The following is a 17,030-nucleotide window of genomic DNA, read 5'->3' as shown; positions in this document are numbered from 1 at the left end:
TGAGCCGGCCCACCCTCACTCGGCCCGGGGGCGCACCAGGGCAAGCGGGGTGATCCTGAGCGCCATGATCCGGTTGCGCGACTTGCGAAGAACCTGGAAGCGGAAACCGTGGAAGGTGAAGATCTGGCCCGTGTCGGGGATGGTCTGCGCCTCGTGGATGACGAGGCCCGCGATGGTGGTCGCCTCCTCGTCGGGCAGGTTCCAGTCCATGGCCCGGTTGAGGTCGCGGATCGGCACGGAGCCGTCCACGTTCACCGAGCCGTTCGGCTGCGGCCGCACGCCCTGGACCGAGAGGTCGTGCTCGTCCTTGATGTCGCCGACGATCTCCTCGAGGATGTCCTCGAGGGTCACCAGTCCCATCACCTCGCCGTATTCGTCGACCACGAGGGCGAAGTGCGTCTTCTTCGCCAGAAAGGCCTTCAGCTGGTCGCGGAGCGACGTGGTGTCGGGCACGAACCAGGTTTCGAGCGCAATCGCCTCGACCCTGAGCTTGCCCGCATCGCCGCCGACCGCGTCGAGAGCGCGCAGAAGGTCCTTGGCGTGGAGCACGCCGACGATGTTCTCCTGGCTCTCGCGCCAGAGCGGCATGCGGGTATAGGGCGAGGACAGCACCTCGCGGACGATCTCCTCCGACGACAGGTCAGCGTTGATGGTGCGCATCTTGGTGCGATGGACCATCACCTCCGAAACGGTCAGGTCTTCGAGGTCGAGGAGGCCGCCCAGCATGTCGCGTTCCACCTTCGCGACGCCGCCTTCCTTGTGCAGCAGGGCCACCTGTCCGCGGATCTCCTCGCTGGCGGAGAGGATCGGAGTGTTCGCCCCGATCCTGATGCCGAAGGGGAGCAGCATGAGCCGCACGATCCGCTCGATAGCGAGCGCGAGCGGTCCGATCAGCGCCACGGCCCATGTCATGGGCCGCGAAAGAGCGAGCGAGACGGTTTCGGGAGAGGAGATCGCCACGGTCTTCGGCAGCACCTCGGCGAAGACGATCACCAGGATCGACATGAGCACGGTGGCGTAGATCGCGCCCTCGTGGCCGAAGATCGCCACGAGCACGCTAGTGGCGAAGGATGAGACGCCGATATTGACGATGTTGTTGCCGATCAGCACCGTGCCGATGAAGCGCTCGCGTATCTCGAGCAGGCGGTTCACCAGCTTGGCGCGCTTGTCGCCGCCTCTCTCCAGGACCAGCATGCGGGAGCGCGACGCGCCCGTGAAGGCCGTCTCGCCGGCGGAGAAGAAGGCCGAGAGCAGAAGGCAGAAGATGACGACCAGGGCGGCAAACCAGAGATCGCCAAAGGATTCTTCGATCATGAGCGTGACGGGTCGAGTTCGCTGTCCAGGAAGCCACGGACCGTGTCGGCCTCGATCCCGGGAGCGATGAAGCTCTGGCCGATGCCCCGGGCCAGGATGAAGGTCAGGGCGCCGCCCTTCACCTTCTTGTCCTGGGCCATGGCGTCGAGAAGCTCGTCGACCGTGCCGCAGCCACCGGGAACATGAGTGAGGTGTGTTGGAAGTCCAGCGGCCGACAGATGCGCCTCCACGCGCGCGGCATCCGCCGCCGGGCACAGGCCGAGCGAGGCGGAGAAGCGGAAAGCGAGAGCCAAGCCGATGGCGACGCCCTCGCCATGGACGAGGCGGGCGGAATCGTAAGCCGTGATCCGCTCCAGCGCATGGCCGAAGGTATGACCGAGATTGAGCAGGGCCCGGTCGCCGTTCTCGTGCTCGTCGCGCACCACCACGGCGGCCTTGGCCCGGCAGCTCTGCGCCACGGCCTCGTCCCGCTCGGGGCCACCCGCGAAGACGCCCTGCCAATGGGCCTCGCACCAGGCGAAGAAGCGCTCGTCGTCGATGAGGCCGTATTTCGCCACCTCGGCGTAGCCGGCGCGCATTTCGCGGACCGGCAGGGTGTCGAGGAGGGCCGTGTCGGCCAGCACCAGGCTCGGCTGGTGGAAGGCGCCGACGAGGTTCTTGCCGTGGCGGGAATTGATGCCGGTCTTGCCGCCGACGGAGGAATCGACCTGGGAGAGCAGGGTAGTCGGCACCTGGACGAAGCGCACGCCCCGGCGCACCACCGCGGCCGCGAAGCCCGCCAGATCCCCGATCACGCCGCCGCCAAGCGCCACTACGAGGTCGCCACGCTCGATCTTCGCGGCCAGCACCGCGTCGCAGACCCGTTCCAGGCTGGCATAGGATTTGGTGGCCTCGCCGGGGGGAAGCGTGACGACCGTGGCGCGCAGGCCCTGGGCCTCCAGGGCTCCCGCCAGAGCGTCGGCATAGAGCGGCCCCACATGCTCGTCCGTCACGATGGCGGCCGCGCGGGCGCCGAGAGCGGCGATCCGCGCTCCGGCGGTCTCGATCAGGCCGCGCCCGACCAGGATTTCGTAGGCCCTGTCGCCGAGCGGGACCGGGACCGTGATGAAGGAGGAGCCCTCCGTCCGGGCAGCCAGCGTCATGGTTCGGCGTTCCCTTGTTTTTCGCGGGCGAACCACTCGTTCAGCGCCTTGATGGCGTCGGCGACCACGCGGTCGTGCGGCGCCTCGTGGGAATCGAGCGTGATGTCCGCCGTGGCATAGACCGGATAGCGCTGCTCCATGAGGCGGCGCATGGTGCCCTCCGGGTCGGGGTTCTGCAGCAGCGGGCGGGTCGCCCGTTTGCGAACGCGGCGCATGAGGATGTCGAGATCGGCCTTGAGCCAGAGCGAGACGCCGTTCTCGGCGATGCGGCTCCGGGTCTCATCGTTCATGAAGGCGCCCCCACCGGTGGCGAGCACGATCGGCCCTTCCTGCAGCAGGCGGGCGATGACCCGGCGCTCGCCGTCGCGAAAATGCTCCTCGCCATGGATGGCGAAGATCTCGGGAATGGTCATGCCGGCCGCGGCCTCGATCTCGTGATCGGCATCACGAAACGGCAGCTTGAGCGCCTGCGCAAGCCTCCGGCCCACGGTGCTCTTCCCGGCGCCCATAAGCCCGACGAGCACAATCGATCGCGTGCCGAGCTGGCGGGTCACGGGGTGGCCGCGCTGGCTTGCCTGGTTTTGCCCACCGACTTCATCGAGCGAATTGAAGCGGCTGATATTGTTCATGTGAATGTCGTAGAGCATCGGGCCAAAAAGTGGAATGCACTTTTGGGAGCTATCCGATGCTCATTCCCAAGCCGGTACGGGCGCGGCGCCCTGTCACAAGGACGTTATCCTCCTCTCCCGGTCAAACTTAACAGAAGTCAAGGACTTGCGTTCGCCGTCCTGGCATGGTTCTAGCGGTTCAACGATTCAAGAGGCTCACGTGCCCACGCTGTTCCGATTTCTCTTCGTCGTCGCCGTCCTCGCTGGCCTTGGCTTTGCCGCCATGATCGCCCTGGCGACCCTTGTCCAGCCCGATCCGCGCGAGATCTCGGTTCCGGTGCATACCAGCAAGACGCCCTCGTCTTCATGAGCGGCGCGCGCCACGCCAGCCTTTTCCTCGATATGCTCGCCGCCGAGCGCGGCGCCTCCAAGAACACGCTCGATGCCTACCGGCGCGACCTGGACGATTATTTCGCTTACCTAACGGAAGTAAACGGCCAGCCCGACAATGCGACCTCGGCCATTGTGCGGGGCTTCATGGCGAGCCTCGAGGAGCGGGGCCTGAAGGCCTCCTCGGCGGCCCGCCGCCTCTCGGCGGTGCGCCAGTTCCACAAGTTTCTCTACGTGGAAGGCTATGCCCCCGCAGACCCGACGGCCGCCGTCTCGGCGCCGAAACGGGGCAGGGCGCTCCCGAAAGTCCTGTCCGTCGCCGAGGTCGACCGCCTGCTGCAGGTGGCCTACGAGGGCGTCCGGCACACGGAGGCCACGCCCGCCGACCGCCTGCGCGCCGCCCGCATGGCCTGCCTGTTGGAACTTCTCTACGCCTCGGGCCTGCGCGTCTCGGAATTGATCGCCCTGCCGAGCAGCGCCGCCAAGACCCGCGACCGCTTTCTCGTGGTGCGCGGCAAGGGCGCGAAGGAACGGCTCGTGCCGCTGACCGATGCGGCCAGGGATGCGGCACGCGCCTATCTCGCCCTGATGGAGGAGCAGAAGAAGGCTGTCGGCCCCTGGCTGTTCCCGGCCGACAGCGAGAGCGGTCATCTCACCCGCCAAGCCTTCGCCCGCGACCTGAAGGTTTTGGCTGGGGCGGCGGGCTTAAGGGCCGACAAGGTCAGTCCCCACGTGCTCCGCCACGCCTTCGCCAGCCACCTGCTCCAGAACGGCGCCGACCTGCGCATCGTGCAGGAGCTCCTGGGCCATTCCGACATCTCGACGACCCAGATCTACACCCATGTGCTCGACGAGCGCCTGAAGAGCATGGTGCGTGACCTGCACCCGCTGGCGGAAAGCGGGGAGGGGTAGAAGCTCTCACGTCATCACCGGCCTTGTGCCGGTGATCTCGCTTCGACAGAGCGCAGCGCTTCAAACAATCGGGATGGCCGGCACAAGACCGGCCATGACGGAGAGGGTGTCATCCCCGGCGAGCGCAGCGAGGGAAGGGGATCCATGGCGCTGCGCTTGATCGTGGATTCCCTTCCCCTCCGCTGCGCTCCGGCCGGGAACGACATCGAGGGGTGATCACCGCCGCTTCAGCAGAAACACCCCCTGGTCGCCGAGCAGGTTCCACACCCACCAGGGCAGGGTGACACGCATGGGCTGGCCGCCGGCATTGAGCGCGACGGCTTTTTCCATCTGGGCACCGACCTCGCCGCACAGCTCCACGAAATCCCGGATGGTGCAGAAATGGATGTTGGGCGTGTCGTACCAGGAATAGGGCAGGTTCTCGGTCATGGGCATGCGGCCGCGGAAGCTGAGATCGAAGCGCACGCGCCAATGGCCGAAATTGGGGAAGGACACGATGGCCCGGCGGCCGATGCGCAGGAGGTGCTCCAGCACGACCTTGGGCTGGCGCGTCGCCTGGATCGTCTGCGAGAGGATTACGTAATCGAAGGCATCGTCCGGGTAATCGGCAAGGTCCGTGTCCGCGTCGCCCTGGATCACCGGCAGGCCCTTGGCCAAGCACGCGTTCACGCCCTCGCGCGAAATCTCGATGCCGCGCCCGTCGACTTGCCTGCGGTCGCGCAGGATGGCGAGAAGCGAGCCGTCGCCGCAGCCGATGTCGAGCACACGGGAGCCCGGCTCGACCATGTCGGCGACCATCAGGAAGTCGAGGCGGTGGCCGGTCTCGCTGTCGGTCAGGGGCAGGGTGGCAGGCAGGCTCATGCGATCCCCCGCACCCGCGCGGCCGCGTCGATGAAGCCTCGGGCGGCCGCGAACATTTCGGGCTCCTCGAGCAGGAAGGCGTCGTGCCCCTTGTCGCTCTCCACCTCGACGAAGCCGACGGAGGCGGCCGCCGCGTTGAGGGCGTGAACGATGGCCCGCGAGTCGGAGGTGGGAAAAAGCCAGTCGGAGGTGAACGAGATTACGCAGAAGCGCGTGGCCGAGCCCTTGAAGGCCCGGGCCAGCGAGCCGCCATGCTCCGCCGCGATGTCGAAATAATCCATCGCGCGGGTGACGTAGAGATAGGAATTGGCGTCGAACCGCTCGACGAAGGAGATGCCCTGGTAGCGCAGGTAGCTCTCGATCTGGAAATCGGCGTCGAAGGAGAAGGTTGGAGCGCTGCGGTCCTGGAAGTTGCGGCCGAACTTCCGGTGCAGGGCCATCTCGGACAGGTAGGTGATATGTGCGCCCATGCGGGCGACCGCGAGGCCCTTGGAGGGCCGCGTGCCCTCCGTCAGGTAGCGCCCGCTGCGCCACTCCGGATCGGCCATCACGGCCTGGCGGCCGACCTCGTGGAAGGCGATGTTCTGGGCCGAATGGCGGGCGGCCGTCGCTATGGGCAGGGCGGAAAAGACACGGGTTGAATAGCTCACCGCCCATTGCAGCACCTGCATGCCGCCCATGGAGCCGCCGACGACGCAGAACAGGCTCTCGATGCCGAGCTTGTCGATCAAGGCGGCCTGCGCCCGTACCATGTCGCGGACGGTGACGACCGGGAAATCGAGCGCATAGGGCTCGCCCGTGGCCGGGTTGATCGAGGCGGGGCCCGTGGTGCCCATGCAGCCGCCGATCACGTTGGCGCAGATCACGAAGAAGCGGTTCGTGTCCACCGGCCTGCCGGGCCCGACCATGGTCAGCCACCAGCCGGGCTTGCCCGTCACCGGATTGTCGTTCGCCACATGCTGGTCGCCGGTCAGGGCATGGCAGATCAGCACCGCGTTGGATCTGTCCGCGTTCAGGGTGCCATAGGTCTGGTAGGCGATCTGCCAGGGGGCCAAAGCCACCCCGGAATCCATCATCAGGGGCTCGTCCGCGCCAAAGCGCATCACGAGGCTCGACGGGTCGTCGACCTGGCTTCGCGGTTCGGAGGACAGGGGCGCAGAGGACATCATTGAGCGGAAATGTTCGTTCTTTCGAACAATCGGTACTGCGGAGCAGCCGCCGCGTCAACGAACATAACGCGCCGGTGGGAGGATATTGCCTTAACGTGATGGCCGCACTTGTTGCGGCCACCCACGCCTTGCAACGGCTCAAAGACGTGGATGGCCGGCACGAGGCCGGCCATGACGGCGGTGTGTTGTCAGACGACGAAGAAGTCGAGGTGGGTAAGCTTGAGGTTCTTGGCGAGCGTGGCGAACTGGATCGCCTCCTTGGCGCCGGTGCCGTCGGCATCGTAGAACAGCGCGCCGGTCTTCTTGTTGTAGATCACGTGATCGTCGCGGTCATGCGCCGCGCTGCCGATGAAGAACTCGCCCTTCTTGAGCACGCCCGTCTTCTTGATCTTCGAGAACACGCTCTTCTTCAGGTGGATCGTGTCGTCGGCCACCGCGAGGTCGCTGATCCTGTCCAGGTTCTGCTTCTTGTTCAGCTTGTTCGTCTTCGCCAGCTTGGCGTCGAACACGAAGATGTCCTGGCCTGCCCCGCCCTCGAGCGTGTCGTTGTCGAGCCCGCCGGAGAGCATGTCGTTGCCATTATTGCCGTAGAGCCGGTCCTTTCCGCCGAAGCCATAGAGGATATCGTTGGCACCTTTTCCCACGAGGGTGTCATTTCCTGCATCGCCCTTCAACGTGAGCGGTGCATCCACGGGTGTGCCGGGGTTGGTCGGATTCTCAGCAATGTCGGTGACAGTGAGAGTAATCTCCTGCCTAGTGATACCCCCATAGGCGTCCTTGGCTTCCACCGTGATTTCGTAGCTCGTCCTGGTCTCGTAATCGAGACTCTTGAGCAGCACGAGCGCGGTGCCGTCGAGCTTGAACGTACCGGTGGGATCGGCCAGGGTGTAGGTGACCGCATCGCCCTCGGCGTCATGTGCCGAGAGGGTGGCGAGTGGCGTATCGACGAGGGCGTTCTCGGCAAAGGCGGTCTTCGAGAACGCAATGCTGTCCGGCGTCGTGTTGTAGAGGACGACCCTCGCGTCGGCGAATTCGAGCAAACGGATGTTACTCAGCTGGTCGACGCCTTCGAGCTGGCTCGTGACAGTCGTAATGCCATCTCTCGTTTCATAGCCGTAATCGGCTCTGTTGCCTGAAAAAATTGCCGTATTCGTCCCCGCCCCGCCGTCGAGCGTATCAGGGCCCTTGCCGCCGTTGAGCGTGTCGTCGCCCTCGTTGCCGATCAGCTTGTTGCGATTGTCGTCGCCAATGAGGGTATCACTGCCTCTGCCGCCCTCCAGATTCTCAAACCCGACCAGCAAATCCAGGCCGTATCCCCCGGTATCCTGCCTCTGGTTCTGCAGCTTCAGGCTGACGGTAACGGCTGTGTCTCCGAGGTAACGCGCCGTGTCGCTGCCCGGGCCAGTCAATTCGTTGCCGCCATCGAGAGTATCGTTTCCAGCCCCTCCGACCAGGATGTCGTTGCCCTCTTGGCCGCTCAGGGAATCGTCCCCGGCTCCGCCATCGAGAACATCATCGCCTCCTCCGCTCGTGAAGACGTTCGCAAGATCATTGCCGGTGAGATGGTCGGTCCCGTAGCCGCTGCTGATGTTCTGGATGTTACGAAGAGTATAGAGCCCATGCCCGGTCTGTTGAGGGTCTTCGATGCGCAGATCAACCGTGCTGGCGCCCAGGATTTCAATCGCGTTGATCCCGTTCCCGCCATCGATCACATTCGTCCCGTTGCCGAGAACGAAGATTTCCCCAAGGTCGCCGCCATAAGCCGTGTTGTCCCCGTCTCCAAGGCCGATGGATTGTGTGACCGTTCCACCTCGTCCGTCATAGAAATCATCTCCATCGCCGAGGATGATGAATCCCTCAATACGGCCCGTGTTGATCAGTCGGTCGTCTGCGCCTCCAAGTTCGATCGCGACTCCCGCCGGGTAATTCGTCCTGATCGTGCCGGAATTGTCGATCGTGATTGCAGCCTCGAGGGAGGAGATGGCGCCATCCTGCGCACTGATGGTGCCCTGATTGCCGATTGTCGTCCGGCCCGCCTCAGCGGCAGAGCCATAGATCACAATTCCATAGGAGGCCGCGCTGACCGACCCTGCGGTTGCTATGGAAATATCGCTCGACCCTCGCAGAACGATGGCGTTTCCGCTTGCGCTGACGACCGCGCCGAAGATGTCGAGCCGATCCGAGAGTCCTGAGGAAAAAATTGCCTCCGGGGCGATATTGTTGAGGGTTCCTGACGCCTTGAGCGTCACTCCGGCGTTTACCGTGACATGATCGTCGCCATCGAGAAGACAGGCTCGATCATTGGGTACCTCAAGATCCGAGGTGAAAGTATAATCCGCCAACTTGAAGTACTCCGCAATAAAATATTATAACAAGAGACTTCGATGGCATCAATACGGGCGCAGCCTCGCGCTCCGCTCCTGAAGTAAGCGCCTGCGAGCCGTGAGAGCCTGCCGCTTCCGCTGGGGCAGTCTTGTCCCGCAAACCCATATTGTGATCGGTGATGACAAGGGGCCCCAAAACCGTCAAAGAAAGGCGCCCGACCGAAGGATCCCTGCCATGTCCGCGCCCGCCGAGAAGCCCGCCCCGTCCCTTGCCGAGCTGCGCCAGGAGATCGACCGTATCGACGAGGCGATGCACCGGCTGCTCATGGAGCGCGGCACCATCATCGACCGGCTGATCGCGTCCAAGAAGGCCTCCCAGGCGGGCCTGAGCTCCGCCTTCCGGCCCGGCCGCGAGGCCTCGATGATGAAGGCCCTGGCCGAGCGCCACCAGGGATTGCTGCCCCTCGATACGGTGGAGAGCATCTGGCGGGTGATCATCGGCACCTTCACCTATGTCCAGTCCAATTACTCGGTCCATGCCGACGTGTCGGGCGGGGATGCGCCCATGCGCGACTCGGCCCGATTCCATTTCGGCTTCACCGTGCCTTACATCACCCATCCGAGCGCCGCGGCGGTGATCGAGGCGGTGGCGGCCTCCCGGGGCGATCTCGGCATCTTCCGGCTCGACCAGGGCGCGACCAGCGGCGCCTGGTGGCGCACCCTCGCCGACAAGCGCCGCCCGAAGATCATCGCACGCCTGCCCTTCATCGAGCGGCCCGACCACCCGGCCGGAACGCCCGTTTTCGTCATCTCCAAGCCCCTGACCGATGCGGCCGTGCGGGACGTGGTCCTATATGCCGCCCAGTTCGAGCGCTGGCACAAGGGCGCCAACGAGGCCCTGATCCAGCTCGGCGGCGAGGTGGTGGCAAGCGCGGCCGACACCAACGGCCTGTCCGAGCTCATCGCCGTGCCCGGCACGGTCGAGCCCGCGCGGCTGCGCCAGGACCTGACGAAGGCGGGTGCCAGCCTCGCCCAGCTCGCCGAGATCGGCAGCCATGCCGAACGTTTCCACGTGAAATGAAATCCGACCTGCGCTAGAGCATCCGCCAACAGATCGATTGCTAGGAAGTGAAGATGTCCACCCGTCCCCAACCCCGTCCCGGCGTGATGCAGATCGACGCCTATGTGCCCGGCAAGAGCAAGGCCGCAGGGGTTGCCAAGGTCCATAAGCTCTCCTCGAACGAAACGCCCCTCGGCCCCTCTCCAAAGGCCATGGAAGCGTTCCGCACTTTCGACCATCTCGAGCTTTATCCGGATGGCGCGGCCACAAAGCTGCGCGAGGCCATCGGGGCGAAATATGGCCTCGATCCGAGCCGCATCATCTGCGGTGCGGGCTCGGACGAACTCCTCGCGATGATCACCCATGCCTATGTGGGGCCGGGCGACGAGGGGATCTTCACCGAGCACGGCTTCCTGGTCTACCGCATCGCCATCCTGGCGGCGGGCGGCACGCCCGTGGTGGCGCCGGAAAAGGACCTGCGCACCGACGTGGACGCGATCCTGAGCCGAGTGACGGAGAAGACCAAGATCGTCTTCCTGGCCAATCCCAACAACCCGACCGGCACCTACATTCCGTTCGACGAGGTGAAGCGCCTGCATGCGGGGCTGCCGCCGCACGTGGTGCTGGTGCTCGATGCGGCTTACGCGGAATATGTCCGCCGCAACGATTACGAGTCGGGCCTCGAACTCGTCGCCACGTCCGAGAACGTGGTGATGACGCGCACCTTCTCGAAGATCTACGGCCTCGCCAACCTGCGTCTCGGCTGGATGGTGGCGCCTGCCCACATCGCCGATGCGGTCAACCGCATCCGTGGGCCCTTCAACGTCAGCGGCCCGGCCATGGCGGCCGGAATCGCGGCGATCCATGACGAGACCCACCTGGCGAAGGCCATCGAGCACAACGAGCGCTGGCTCGCATGGCTCACCCGCGAGATCGAGGCCCTGGGCCTGAAGGTCACGCCGAGCGTCGGCAATTTCCTGATGGTCCACTTCCCGAAAGAGGCCGGCCGGACTGCGCAGGATGCCGATGCGTTTCTCTTCAGTCGCGGCCTGATCCTGCGCCGGATCGACGCCTACGGCCTGCCCGATGCGCTTCGCCTGACCGTGGGCGACGAGGAGGCGAACGGCCTCGTGGTGGCGGCGTTGCGCGATTTCCTTGGGGGGCACCATGCCTGAGCGTCTCGGTCCTCCCCGCGACACGCCGCTCTTCGAGCGCGTCGCTCTCGTCGGCATCGGGCTGATCGGCTCATCCATCGCCCGCGCCGCGCGCCATCTCAACCTCGCACGCACCATTGTCGCCGTCGATGCAAGCGAGGCCGTGGTCGAGCGGGTGCGTGAGCTCGGAATCGCCGACGAGGCGACCACCGATGTGGCAGCCGGCGTGCGGGATGCGGATCTCGTGATCCTCTGCGTGCCGGTGGGCGTCTGCGGGCAAGTGGCCGAGGCCATGCGCTCGAGTCTTAAGCCCGGCTGCATCGTGTCGGATGTGGGCTCGGTGAAAGGCTCCGTCATCGCGCAGGTGCAGCCGCATCTGCCCGCAGGCGTGTCGTTCGTCCCGGCCCATCCCGTGGCCGGCACGGAGCATTCGGGTCCGGATGCGGGCTTCTCGACGCTCTTCCACAATCGCTGGTGCATCCTTACACCGCCCGAAGGCACGGACGAGGCCGCCGTCGCGCGCGTGCGCGCCTTCTGGGAGGCGATGGGCTCCAACGTGGAGGTGATGAGCGCGCAGCACCACGATCTGGTGCTCGCCATCACCAGCCACGTGCCGCACCTGATCGCCTACAACATCGTCGGCACGGCGGCGGATCTGGAGACCGTCACGCAAGGCGAGGTGATCAAGTTCTCGGCCGGCGGCTTTCGCGACTTCACCCGCATCGCGGCTTCCGACCCGACCATGTGGCGCGACGTCTTCCTGCACAACCGGGAGGCCGTGCTGGAGATGCTGGGCCGCCTCAACGAGGATATCGCGCTGCTCGCCCGCGCCATCCGCTGGGGCGAGGGCGACAAGCTCTTCGACCTCTTCACCCGCACCCGCGCCATCCGCCGCGGCATCATCTCGTCCGGCCAGGAAACCCCGGAGCCGGATTTCGGCCGTCGCCGCGAAGACAAGGCGTAACGGGCACAAAAAAGGCCGGGCGCGAAGCCCGGCCATTGTCTTTATCGGTGTGAGCAACCGGCTCAGTTGAGCCGTGCGCCCTCCGGCGGACGCTCCGTGCCGCCGACAGTGACGTCGCCGATCATCAGGCCCATGGGGCCCGCATGCACCGCCACGGTCTCGCCGTCGTGGATCTCGCCGGAGAGGATGAGCTCCGCCAGCGGATCCTGCACGTTCTTCTGGATCACGCGCTTCAAGGGCCGTGCGCCGTAAGCCGGATCGTAGCCCTTGTCGGCGAGCCAGTTGCGCGCCTCCTCGTCGAGCTGCAGCGTGATCTTGCGATCCTCCAGCAGCTTCTGCAGGCGGCGCATCTGAATGTCGACGATCGCGCCCATCTCCGAACGCTTCAGCCGGTGAAACAGGATGATCTCGTCCACGCGGTTGAGGAATTCCGGCCGGAAATGTGAGCGCACCACGCTCATGACCTCATCGCGCACCGCATCCGTGTCCTGGCCCTCGGGCTGGTTCACCAGATATTCGGCGCCGAGATTCGACGTCATGATGATGAGCGTGTTGCGGAAGTCCACGGTGCGGCCTTGGCCGTCCGTGAGGCGTCCGTCGTCGAGCACCTGCAGCAGGACGTTGAACACGTCCGGATGCGCCTTCTCGATCTCGTCGAAGAGCACGACCTGATAAGGCCGCCGGCGAACGGCTTCCGTCAAAGCGCCGCCCTCCTCGTAGCCCACATAGCCGGGAGGCGCGCCGATGAGCCGGGCGACCGAGTGCTTCTCCATATATTCCGACATGTCGATGCGCACGAGCGCGGTCTCGTCGTCGAACAGGAAGCTCGCCAGCGCCTTCGTCAGCTCGGTCTTGCCGACGCCCGTGGGGCCGAGGAACATGAACGACCCGATGGGCCGGTTCGGATCCTGCAATCCTGCACGGGCACGGCGCACGGCGGTCGACACGGCCGTGACGGCTTCGGCTTGGCCGACGACGCGCTTCGCCAGATCCTGCTCCATGTGCAGCAGCTTCTCGCGTTCGCCCTCGAGCATCTTGTCGACGGGAACGCCGGTCCAGCGCGAGACGACGCCCGCCACGTGGTCGGGCGTCACCGCCTCTTCCATCAGGCCGCCGCCATCGGCGCGGGCCTCGACTTCGGACAGCTGCTTCTCGAGCCCCGGAATGACTCCGTAGGACAGCTCACCCGCTTTCGCCCAGTCACCGCCGCGCTGCGCGGCAGCCAGCTGGTTGCGCGCCTCTTCGAGCTTCTTCTTGAGGTCGGCGGCCGTGCCGAGCTTGTCCTTCTCGGCCTTCCAGCGTGAGGTGATCGCGTCCGACTGCTCTTCCAGATCCGCGAGTTCCTTCGAGAGGCGCTCGAGGCGGTCCTTGGACGCGGTGTCCGTTTCCTTCTTGAGCGCCTCCTGCTCGATCTTCAGGCGCACGATCTCGCGGTCGATGTTGTCGAGCTCTTCGGGCTTCGAATCCACCTGCATGCGCAGGCGCGACGATGCCTCGTCGACGAGGTCGATAGCCTTATCGGGCAGGAACCGGTCGGTGATGTAGCGGTTCGAGAGCGTGGCTGCCGCAACAAGCGCACTATCAGTGATACGCACGCCGTGATGCTGCTCGTACTTCTCCTTCAGGCCGCGCAGGATCGACACGGTGTCTTCCACCGTGGGCTCGCTCACGAAGACCGGCTGGAAACGACGGGCGAGCGCCGCGTCCTTCTCCACGTGCTTGCGGTACTCGTCGAGGGTGGTCGCGCCGACGCAATGCAGCTCGCCGCGGGCGAGCGCAGGCTTCAGGAGATTCGACGCATCCATGGCGCCGTCAGCTTTTCCTGCGCCGACGAGCGTGTGCATCTCGTCGATGAACAGGATGATGCCGCCCTCAGCCGACGTCACTTCCTGCAGCACGGCCTTCAGGCGCTCCTCGAACTCGCCGCGATATTTCGCGCCGGCGATCAGCGCGCCCATGTCGAGGGCGAGAAGCTGCTTGTCCTTGAGCGATTCAGGCACGTCACCGTTGACGATGCGCAGCGCCAAGCCTTCGACGATGGCGGTCTTGCCGACGCCGGGCTCGCCGATCAGCACCGGGTTGTTCTTGGTGCGGCGTGACAGAACCTGGATCGTGCGGCGGATTTCCTCGTCGCGGCCGATCACCGGATCGAGCTTGCCGTCGCGGGCCGCTTCCGTCAGGTCGCGCGCATATTTCTTCAGCGCGTCATAGGCGTTTTCCGCCGTCGCGTTGTCGGCGGTGCGGCCCTTGCGCAGCGCGTTGATGGCCGTGTTGAGCCCCTGGGCCGTCACGCCGGCCTGGGCCAGGATCTTTCCGGCTTCCGTGTCCTTCTCGACGGCGAGCGCGAGCAGCATCCGCTCGACGGTAACGAAGGAATCGCCCGCCTTCTCGGCGGCCTTTTCGGCGGTGTCGAAGAAGCGCATCAGCTCGCGCGTGGCCTGCGGCTGCGAGGCCGAGCCGGAGACCTTCGGCTGCTTGGCGAGCCATTGCTCGACGGCCGCATGCGCGTCGCGGGAGCGCCCGCCGGCACGGTCGATCAGACCGGCGCACAGGCCCTCCGGATCGTCGAGCATAACCTTCAGGATATGACCGGGAGCGAGCTGCGGGTGACCTTCGCGCACGGCAAGGTTCTGCGCCGCCTGAACGAAGCCCCGGGCACGCTCGGTGTATTTTTCGAAATTCATTCTCATCCCTCCTCAGATCCGCCCGCCCTTCTGGAGGCACGGGCCGATCCTGCGATGTCGGACCCCCTTCAGGAGCATCCGCCAAACTTAGGTGGGTGCATTGATCGGGAACAACAAGAGGGGAACCGGCCTGTCCTCCTGGCATTGACCCAGCAACTATTTGAGGAGGCCTTCATGACACGCGATCCGCGCTCGGAAGCCGAGAAAGCCCGCGCAGACCTTGCCCGCAATGCGGAGCTTGGCCTTGCGGTCCCGGAAAGCCCGGTCGAGCAGCAACCGTCGGTGACGCCAGAAACCTTCGGCGACAACACCGAATTGGCCCGGAAGGAAGCCCGGGATCAGGCGGCCGCCCGGCGTGCTGAGCCCCTCGAGGAAGATGATGGGGATTCGACGGGCACGGGATCCATTCCGCGAAGCGGGCGTGTCCCCGTCTACCCCGATGAATTGGAAACCGAGCGGCCCGATACGGATGAGGATATCCTGTCGCGTGCAAAGGAGTGATGTACCATGGTCCTGTCGAATCTGATCTCCCGCCTCAGCCCGAAGAAGCGCAAGGCCGAACAGGCCGAGAAGGCGCGCGAGGAGCTGAAGGCCAATGCCGAGAAAGCCCTGCGAATGAAGCAGGAGGCTGGCCCGCAAGCGAAGATTCCCGAGCATCAGACCTCCCATGAAGGCATGCATCAGCAGGATCCGCATCGGGTGGAAGTCGACGCCAGCCGCGGCCGAGAAGCCGGTTTCACGCCTCAGATGAAGCGCTCGAAGGTGGCCCGCTCGGGCGACGCCTCGTAAGAGTTGCGTTTGCGCTTGTGAGAAAGCCCCGCCGTTCTGGCGGGGCTTTTTTGTAGAACCAGTGTCATTCCCGGCCGGAGCGTCAGCGGAGGGGAAGGGAATCCATGGCGCGACGCGTTTCAGTGGATCCCCTTCCCTCGCTGCGCTCGCCGGGGATGACAATAACAGCGCAGCTTGCGATATTTAGTATCAACAAGCTGAGACCGTTACGATGCACGAGCGCTACGCCGTCTACATTCTGGCCAGTCAGAAGAACGGCACGCTGTACATTGGTGTTACCGGCAAACTGTTACAGCGGATGGAGCAGCATAAGTCTCTGGCCGTTCCAGGATTTACGCGACGTTATCGGGTGACGCGTCTCGTTTACGTAGAGATGTTTGCAGATGTGAACGAAGCGATTGCGCGGGAAAAGCAGCTCAAGGGCTGGAACAGAGCATGGAAGATTAAGCTCATCGAACGTTCAAATCCAGATTGGATCGAACTCGATCCGACCGCGTGCTGACGCTCGTTGTCATCCCCGGCGAGCGCAGCGAGGGAAGGTATCCACGATCAAGCGAGCCGCTATGGTTTCCCTTCCCCTCCGCTGACGCTTCGGCCGGGAATGACACCCGCGAACGGCACCGGGGATCCCTTGCCCCGCATCCCCGCGCCCTCTATCGCTACGCCATGAGCATCCGTATCGCTTCCCTCCAGCGCTATCCGGTCAAGGGCCTGTCGCCCGAACCGCTGACCCAGGTTACCCTCACGAAGGGCGATTACTTTCCCGGCGATCGGCTGTTCGCCATCGAGAACGGCCCGGCCGGTTTCGACCCGGACAACCCGCAGCACCAGCCCAAGATCAAATTTTTGATGCTGATGCGCAACGAGAGCCTGGCGCGGCTCAGGACCCGTTATCTCGATTCGATCACGACCCTCTTCATCGAGCAAGGTGGGCGCGAGGTGGCGCGGGGCGATCTCTCGACCCGGGAAGGACGGCTCGCCATCGAGGCCTTCTTCCGCCGTTTCATGCCGAAGGAGCTGCGCGGCGCGCCGAAGGTGCTGAGCGCGCCTGACGGCTTCCGCTTCACGGATTCCCGGCGCGGCTTCGTCTCGCTGATCAATCTCGCGAGCGTGCGTGAGCTCGAGAACGTGGTCGGCGCTCCGGTCGATCCGCTGCGCTTTCGCGGCAACATCCACATCGAGGGGCTGAACCCCTGGGCGGAATTCGACCTTGTCGGCCAGGTGCTGACCATGCCCTCGGGCGCACGCCTGAAGGTGACCAAGCGCATCGAGCGCTGCGCGGCCACCAACGTGGACCCGCAGACCGGCATCCGCGACCTGCAGATCCCGAAGAGCCTCATGCAGGCCTATGGCCACTTCGATTGCGGCATCTATGCCGAGGTGCTGGACGGAGGAACGCTCGAGATCGGCGAGGACCTCGAGGCGGAGCAGACGACGCTGGCGCTGTGAGTGTCCTCTCCTCGTAAAAGCGTGGATGAGTGCCACGTTGTCATCCCCGGTGGCCGCAGGCCGGGAAGGGGACCCATAGTGCTGCGCTTGGTCGTGGTTTCCCTTCCCCTCCGCTGCGCTTCGGCCGGGAATGACACCCTCTCACGTCATCACCGGCCTTGTGCCGGTGATCTCGATTGTTTGAAGCGCCGAGCCTCACCGTATCGGGAT

General features: G+C 65.0%; 16 protein-coding genes. 9 read left to right on the top strand and 7 right to left on the bottom strand.

Features of this window, described 5'->3' with window-relative positions:
* Positions 1-15: 15 nt before the first annotated feature.
* The 3 genes from AB4097_RS00485 to AB4097_RS00475 are packed head-to-tail and all read right to left on the bottom strand — an operon-like array spanning position 16 to position 3,085.
* Positions 16-1,314 (bottom strand): HlyC/CorC family transporter, encoded by a 1,299-nt coding sequence (locus tag AB4097_RS00485; protein ID WP_442036156.1) that lies wholly within the window; start codon positions 1,312-1,314, stop codon positions 16-18.
* Entirely contained in the window at positions 1,311-2,456 is a 1,146-nt protein-coding gene (aroB, locus tag AB4097_RS00480; protein ID WP_442036154.1) for a 3-dehydroquinate synthase, read from the bottom strand. The genes AB4097_RS00485 and aroB overlap by 4 nt, the downstream gene beginning before the upstream one ends.
* A complete protein-coding gene (locus AB4097_RS00475) occupies positions 2,453-3,085 on the bottom strand; it encodes a shikimate kinase (RefSeq protein WP_442036152.1) in 633 nt (210 codons plus the stop codon). Before AB4097_RS00475 ends, aroB begins: the two co-directional genes overlap by 4 nt.
* A gap of 199 nt (positions 3,086-3,284) precedes the next feature.
* Here AB4097_RS00475 and AB4097_RS00470 point away from each other — a divergent pair, with 199 nt between their 5' ends.
* Entirely contained in the window at positions 3,285-3,434 is a 150-nt protein-coding gene (locus AB4097_RS00470; RefSeq protein WP_181050580.1) for a histidine kinase, read from the top strand.
* A complete protein-coding gene (locus AB4097_RS00465; RefSeq protein ID WP_442036150.1) occupies positions 3,431-4,366 on the top strand; it encodes a site-specific tyrosine recombinase XerD in 936 nt (311 codons plus the stop codon). Before AB4097_RS00470 ends, AB4097_RS00465 begins: the two co-directional genes overlap by 4 nt.
* A gap of 216 nt (positions 4,367-4,582) precedes the next feature.
* On the opposite strand, the gene metW is transcribed toward AB4097_RS00465, so the two are convergent.
* The 3 genes from metW to AB4097_RS00450 form a co-directional block, all read right to left on the bottom strand.
* Positions 4,583-5,227 carry a methionine biosynthesis protein MetW gene (gene metW, locus AB4097_RS00460; protein ID WP_442036148.1) on the bottom strand — a complete coding sequence of 215 codons (645 nt, stop codon included), beginning with the start codon at positions 5,225-5,227 and terminating at the stop codon, positions 4,583-4,585.
* On the bottom strand, positions 5,224-6,396 hold the full coding sequence (gene metX / locus AB4097_RS00455; RefSeq protein WP_442036146.1) for a homoserine O-acetyltransferase MetX: 1,173 nt from the start codon (positions 6,394-6,396) through the stop codon (positions 5,224-5,226). Before metX ends, metW begins: the two co-directional genes overlap by 4 nt.
* Positions 6,397-6,584: 188 nt before the next feature.
* Positions 6,585-8,738 carry a cadherin domain-containing protein gene (locus tag AB4097_RS00450; RefSeq protein ID WP_442036144.1) on the bottom strand — a complete coding sequence of 718 codons (2,154 nt, stop codon included), beginning with the start codon at positions 8,736-8,738 and terminating at the stop codon, positions 6,585-6,587.
* A gap of 217 nt (positions 8,739-8,955) precedes the next feature.
* On the opposite strand from AB4097_RS00450, the gene AB4097_RS00445 reads away from it, so the two are divergent.
* From AB4097_RS00445 to AB4097_RS00435, 3 genes are read left to right on the top strand one after another with little or no spacing between them, the layout of a single operon-like run.
* Complete coding sequence (locus tag AB4097_RS00445; RefSeq protein ID WP_442036142.1) at positions 8,956-9,801, top strand: chorismate mutase; 846 nt, start codon at positions 8,956-8,958, stop codon at positions 9,799-9,801.
* Between the two features lie 53 nt (positions 9,802-9,854).
* A complete protein-coding gene (locus AB4097_RS00440; protein ID WP_442036140.1) occupies positions 9,855-10,955 on the top strand; it encodes a pyridoxal phosphate-dependent aminotransferase in 1,101 nt (366 codons plus the stop codon).
* Positions 10,948-11,898, top strand: coding sequence for a prephenate/arogenate dehydrogenase family protein (locus AB4097_RS00435; RefSeq protein ID WP_442036138.1), 951 nt, complete (start codon positions 10,948-10,950; stop codon positions 11,896-11,898). The genes AB4097_RS00440 and AB4097_RS00435 overlap by 8 nt, the downstream gene beginning before the upstream one ends.
* Before the next feature lie 62 nt (positions 11,899-11,960).
* On the opposite strand, the gene clpB is transcribed toward AB4097_RS00435, so the two are convergent.
* A complete protein-coding gene (clpB, locus tag AB4097_RS00430) occupies positions 11,961-14,582 on the bottom strand; it encodes an ATP-dependent chaperone ClpB (RefSeq protein ID WP_442036136.1) in 2,622 nt (873 codons plus the stop codon).
* A 174-nt stretch (positions 14,583-14,756) separates the two neighbouring features.
* Between clpB and AB4097_RS00425 the strand changes: the two genes are divergently transcribed.
* The 4 genes from AB4097_RS00425 (at position 14,757) to AB4097_RS00410 (ending at position 16,820) form a co-directional block, all read left to right on the top strand.
* Positions 14,757-15,083 carry a hypothetical protein gene (locus AB4097_RS00425; protein WP_442036134.1) on the top strand — a complete coding sequence of 109 codons (327 nt, stop codon included), beginning with the start codon at positions 14,757-14,759 and terminating at the stop codon, positions 15,081-15,083.
* A gap of 6 nt (positions 15,084-15,089) precedes the next feature.
* The gene (locus AB4097_RS00420) at positions 15,090-15,371 is read left to right on the top strand and encodes a hypothetical protein (RefSeq protein ID WP_442036132.1); all 282 of its coding nucleotides are present in this window, start codon (positions 15,090-15,092) and stop codon (positions 15,369-15,371) included.
* Between the two features lie 211 nt (positions 15,372-15,582).
* Positions 15,583-15,873, top strand: coding sequence for a GIY-YIG nuclease family protein (locus tag AB4097_RS00415; RefSeq protein WP_442036131.1), 291 nt, complete (start codon positions 15,583-15,585; stop codon positions 15,871-15,873).
* A gap of 164 nt (positions 15,874-16,037) precedes the next feature.
* On the top strand, positions 16,038-16,820 hold the full coding sequence (locus tag AB4097_RS00410) for an MOSC domain-containing protein (RefSeq protein ID WP_442036129.1): 783 nt from the start codon (positions 16,038-16,040) through the stop codon (positions 16,818-16,820).
* Positions 16,821-17,030 lie beyond the last annotated feature (210 nt).

This window comes from Microvirga sp. 2MCAF35 (assembly GCF_052115545.1).
In the GTDB taxonomy this organism is placed as follows: Bacteria; Pseudomonadota; Alphaproteobacteria; order Rhizobiales; family Beijerinckiaceae; genus Microvirga.
Note: the sequence above shows the minus strand (reverse complement) of the source record. Positions and strands in the feature narration are given on the sequence as shown.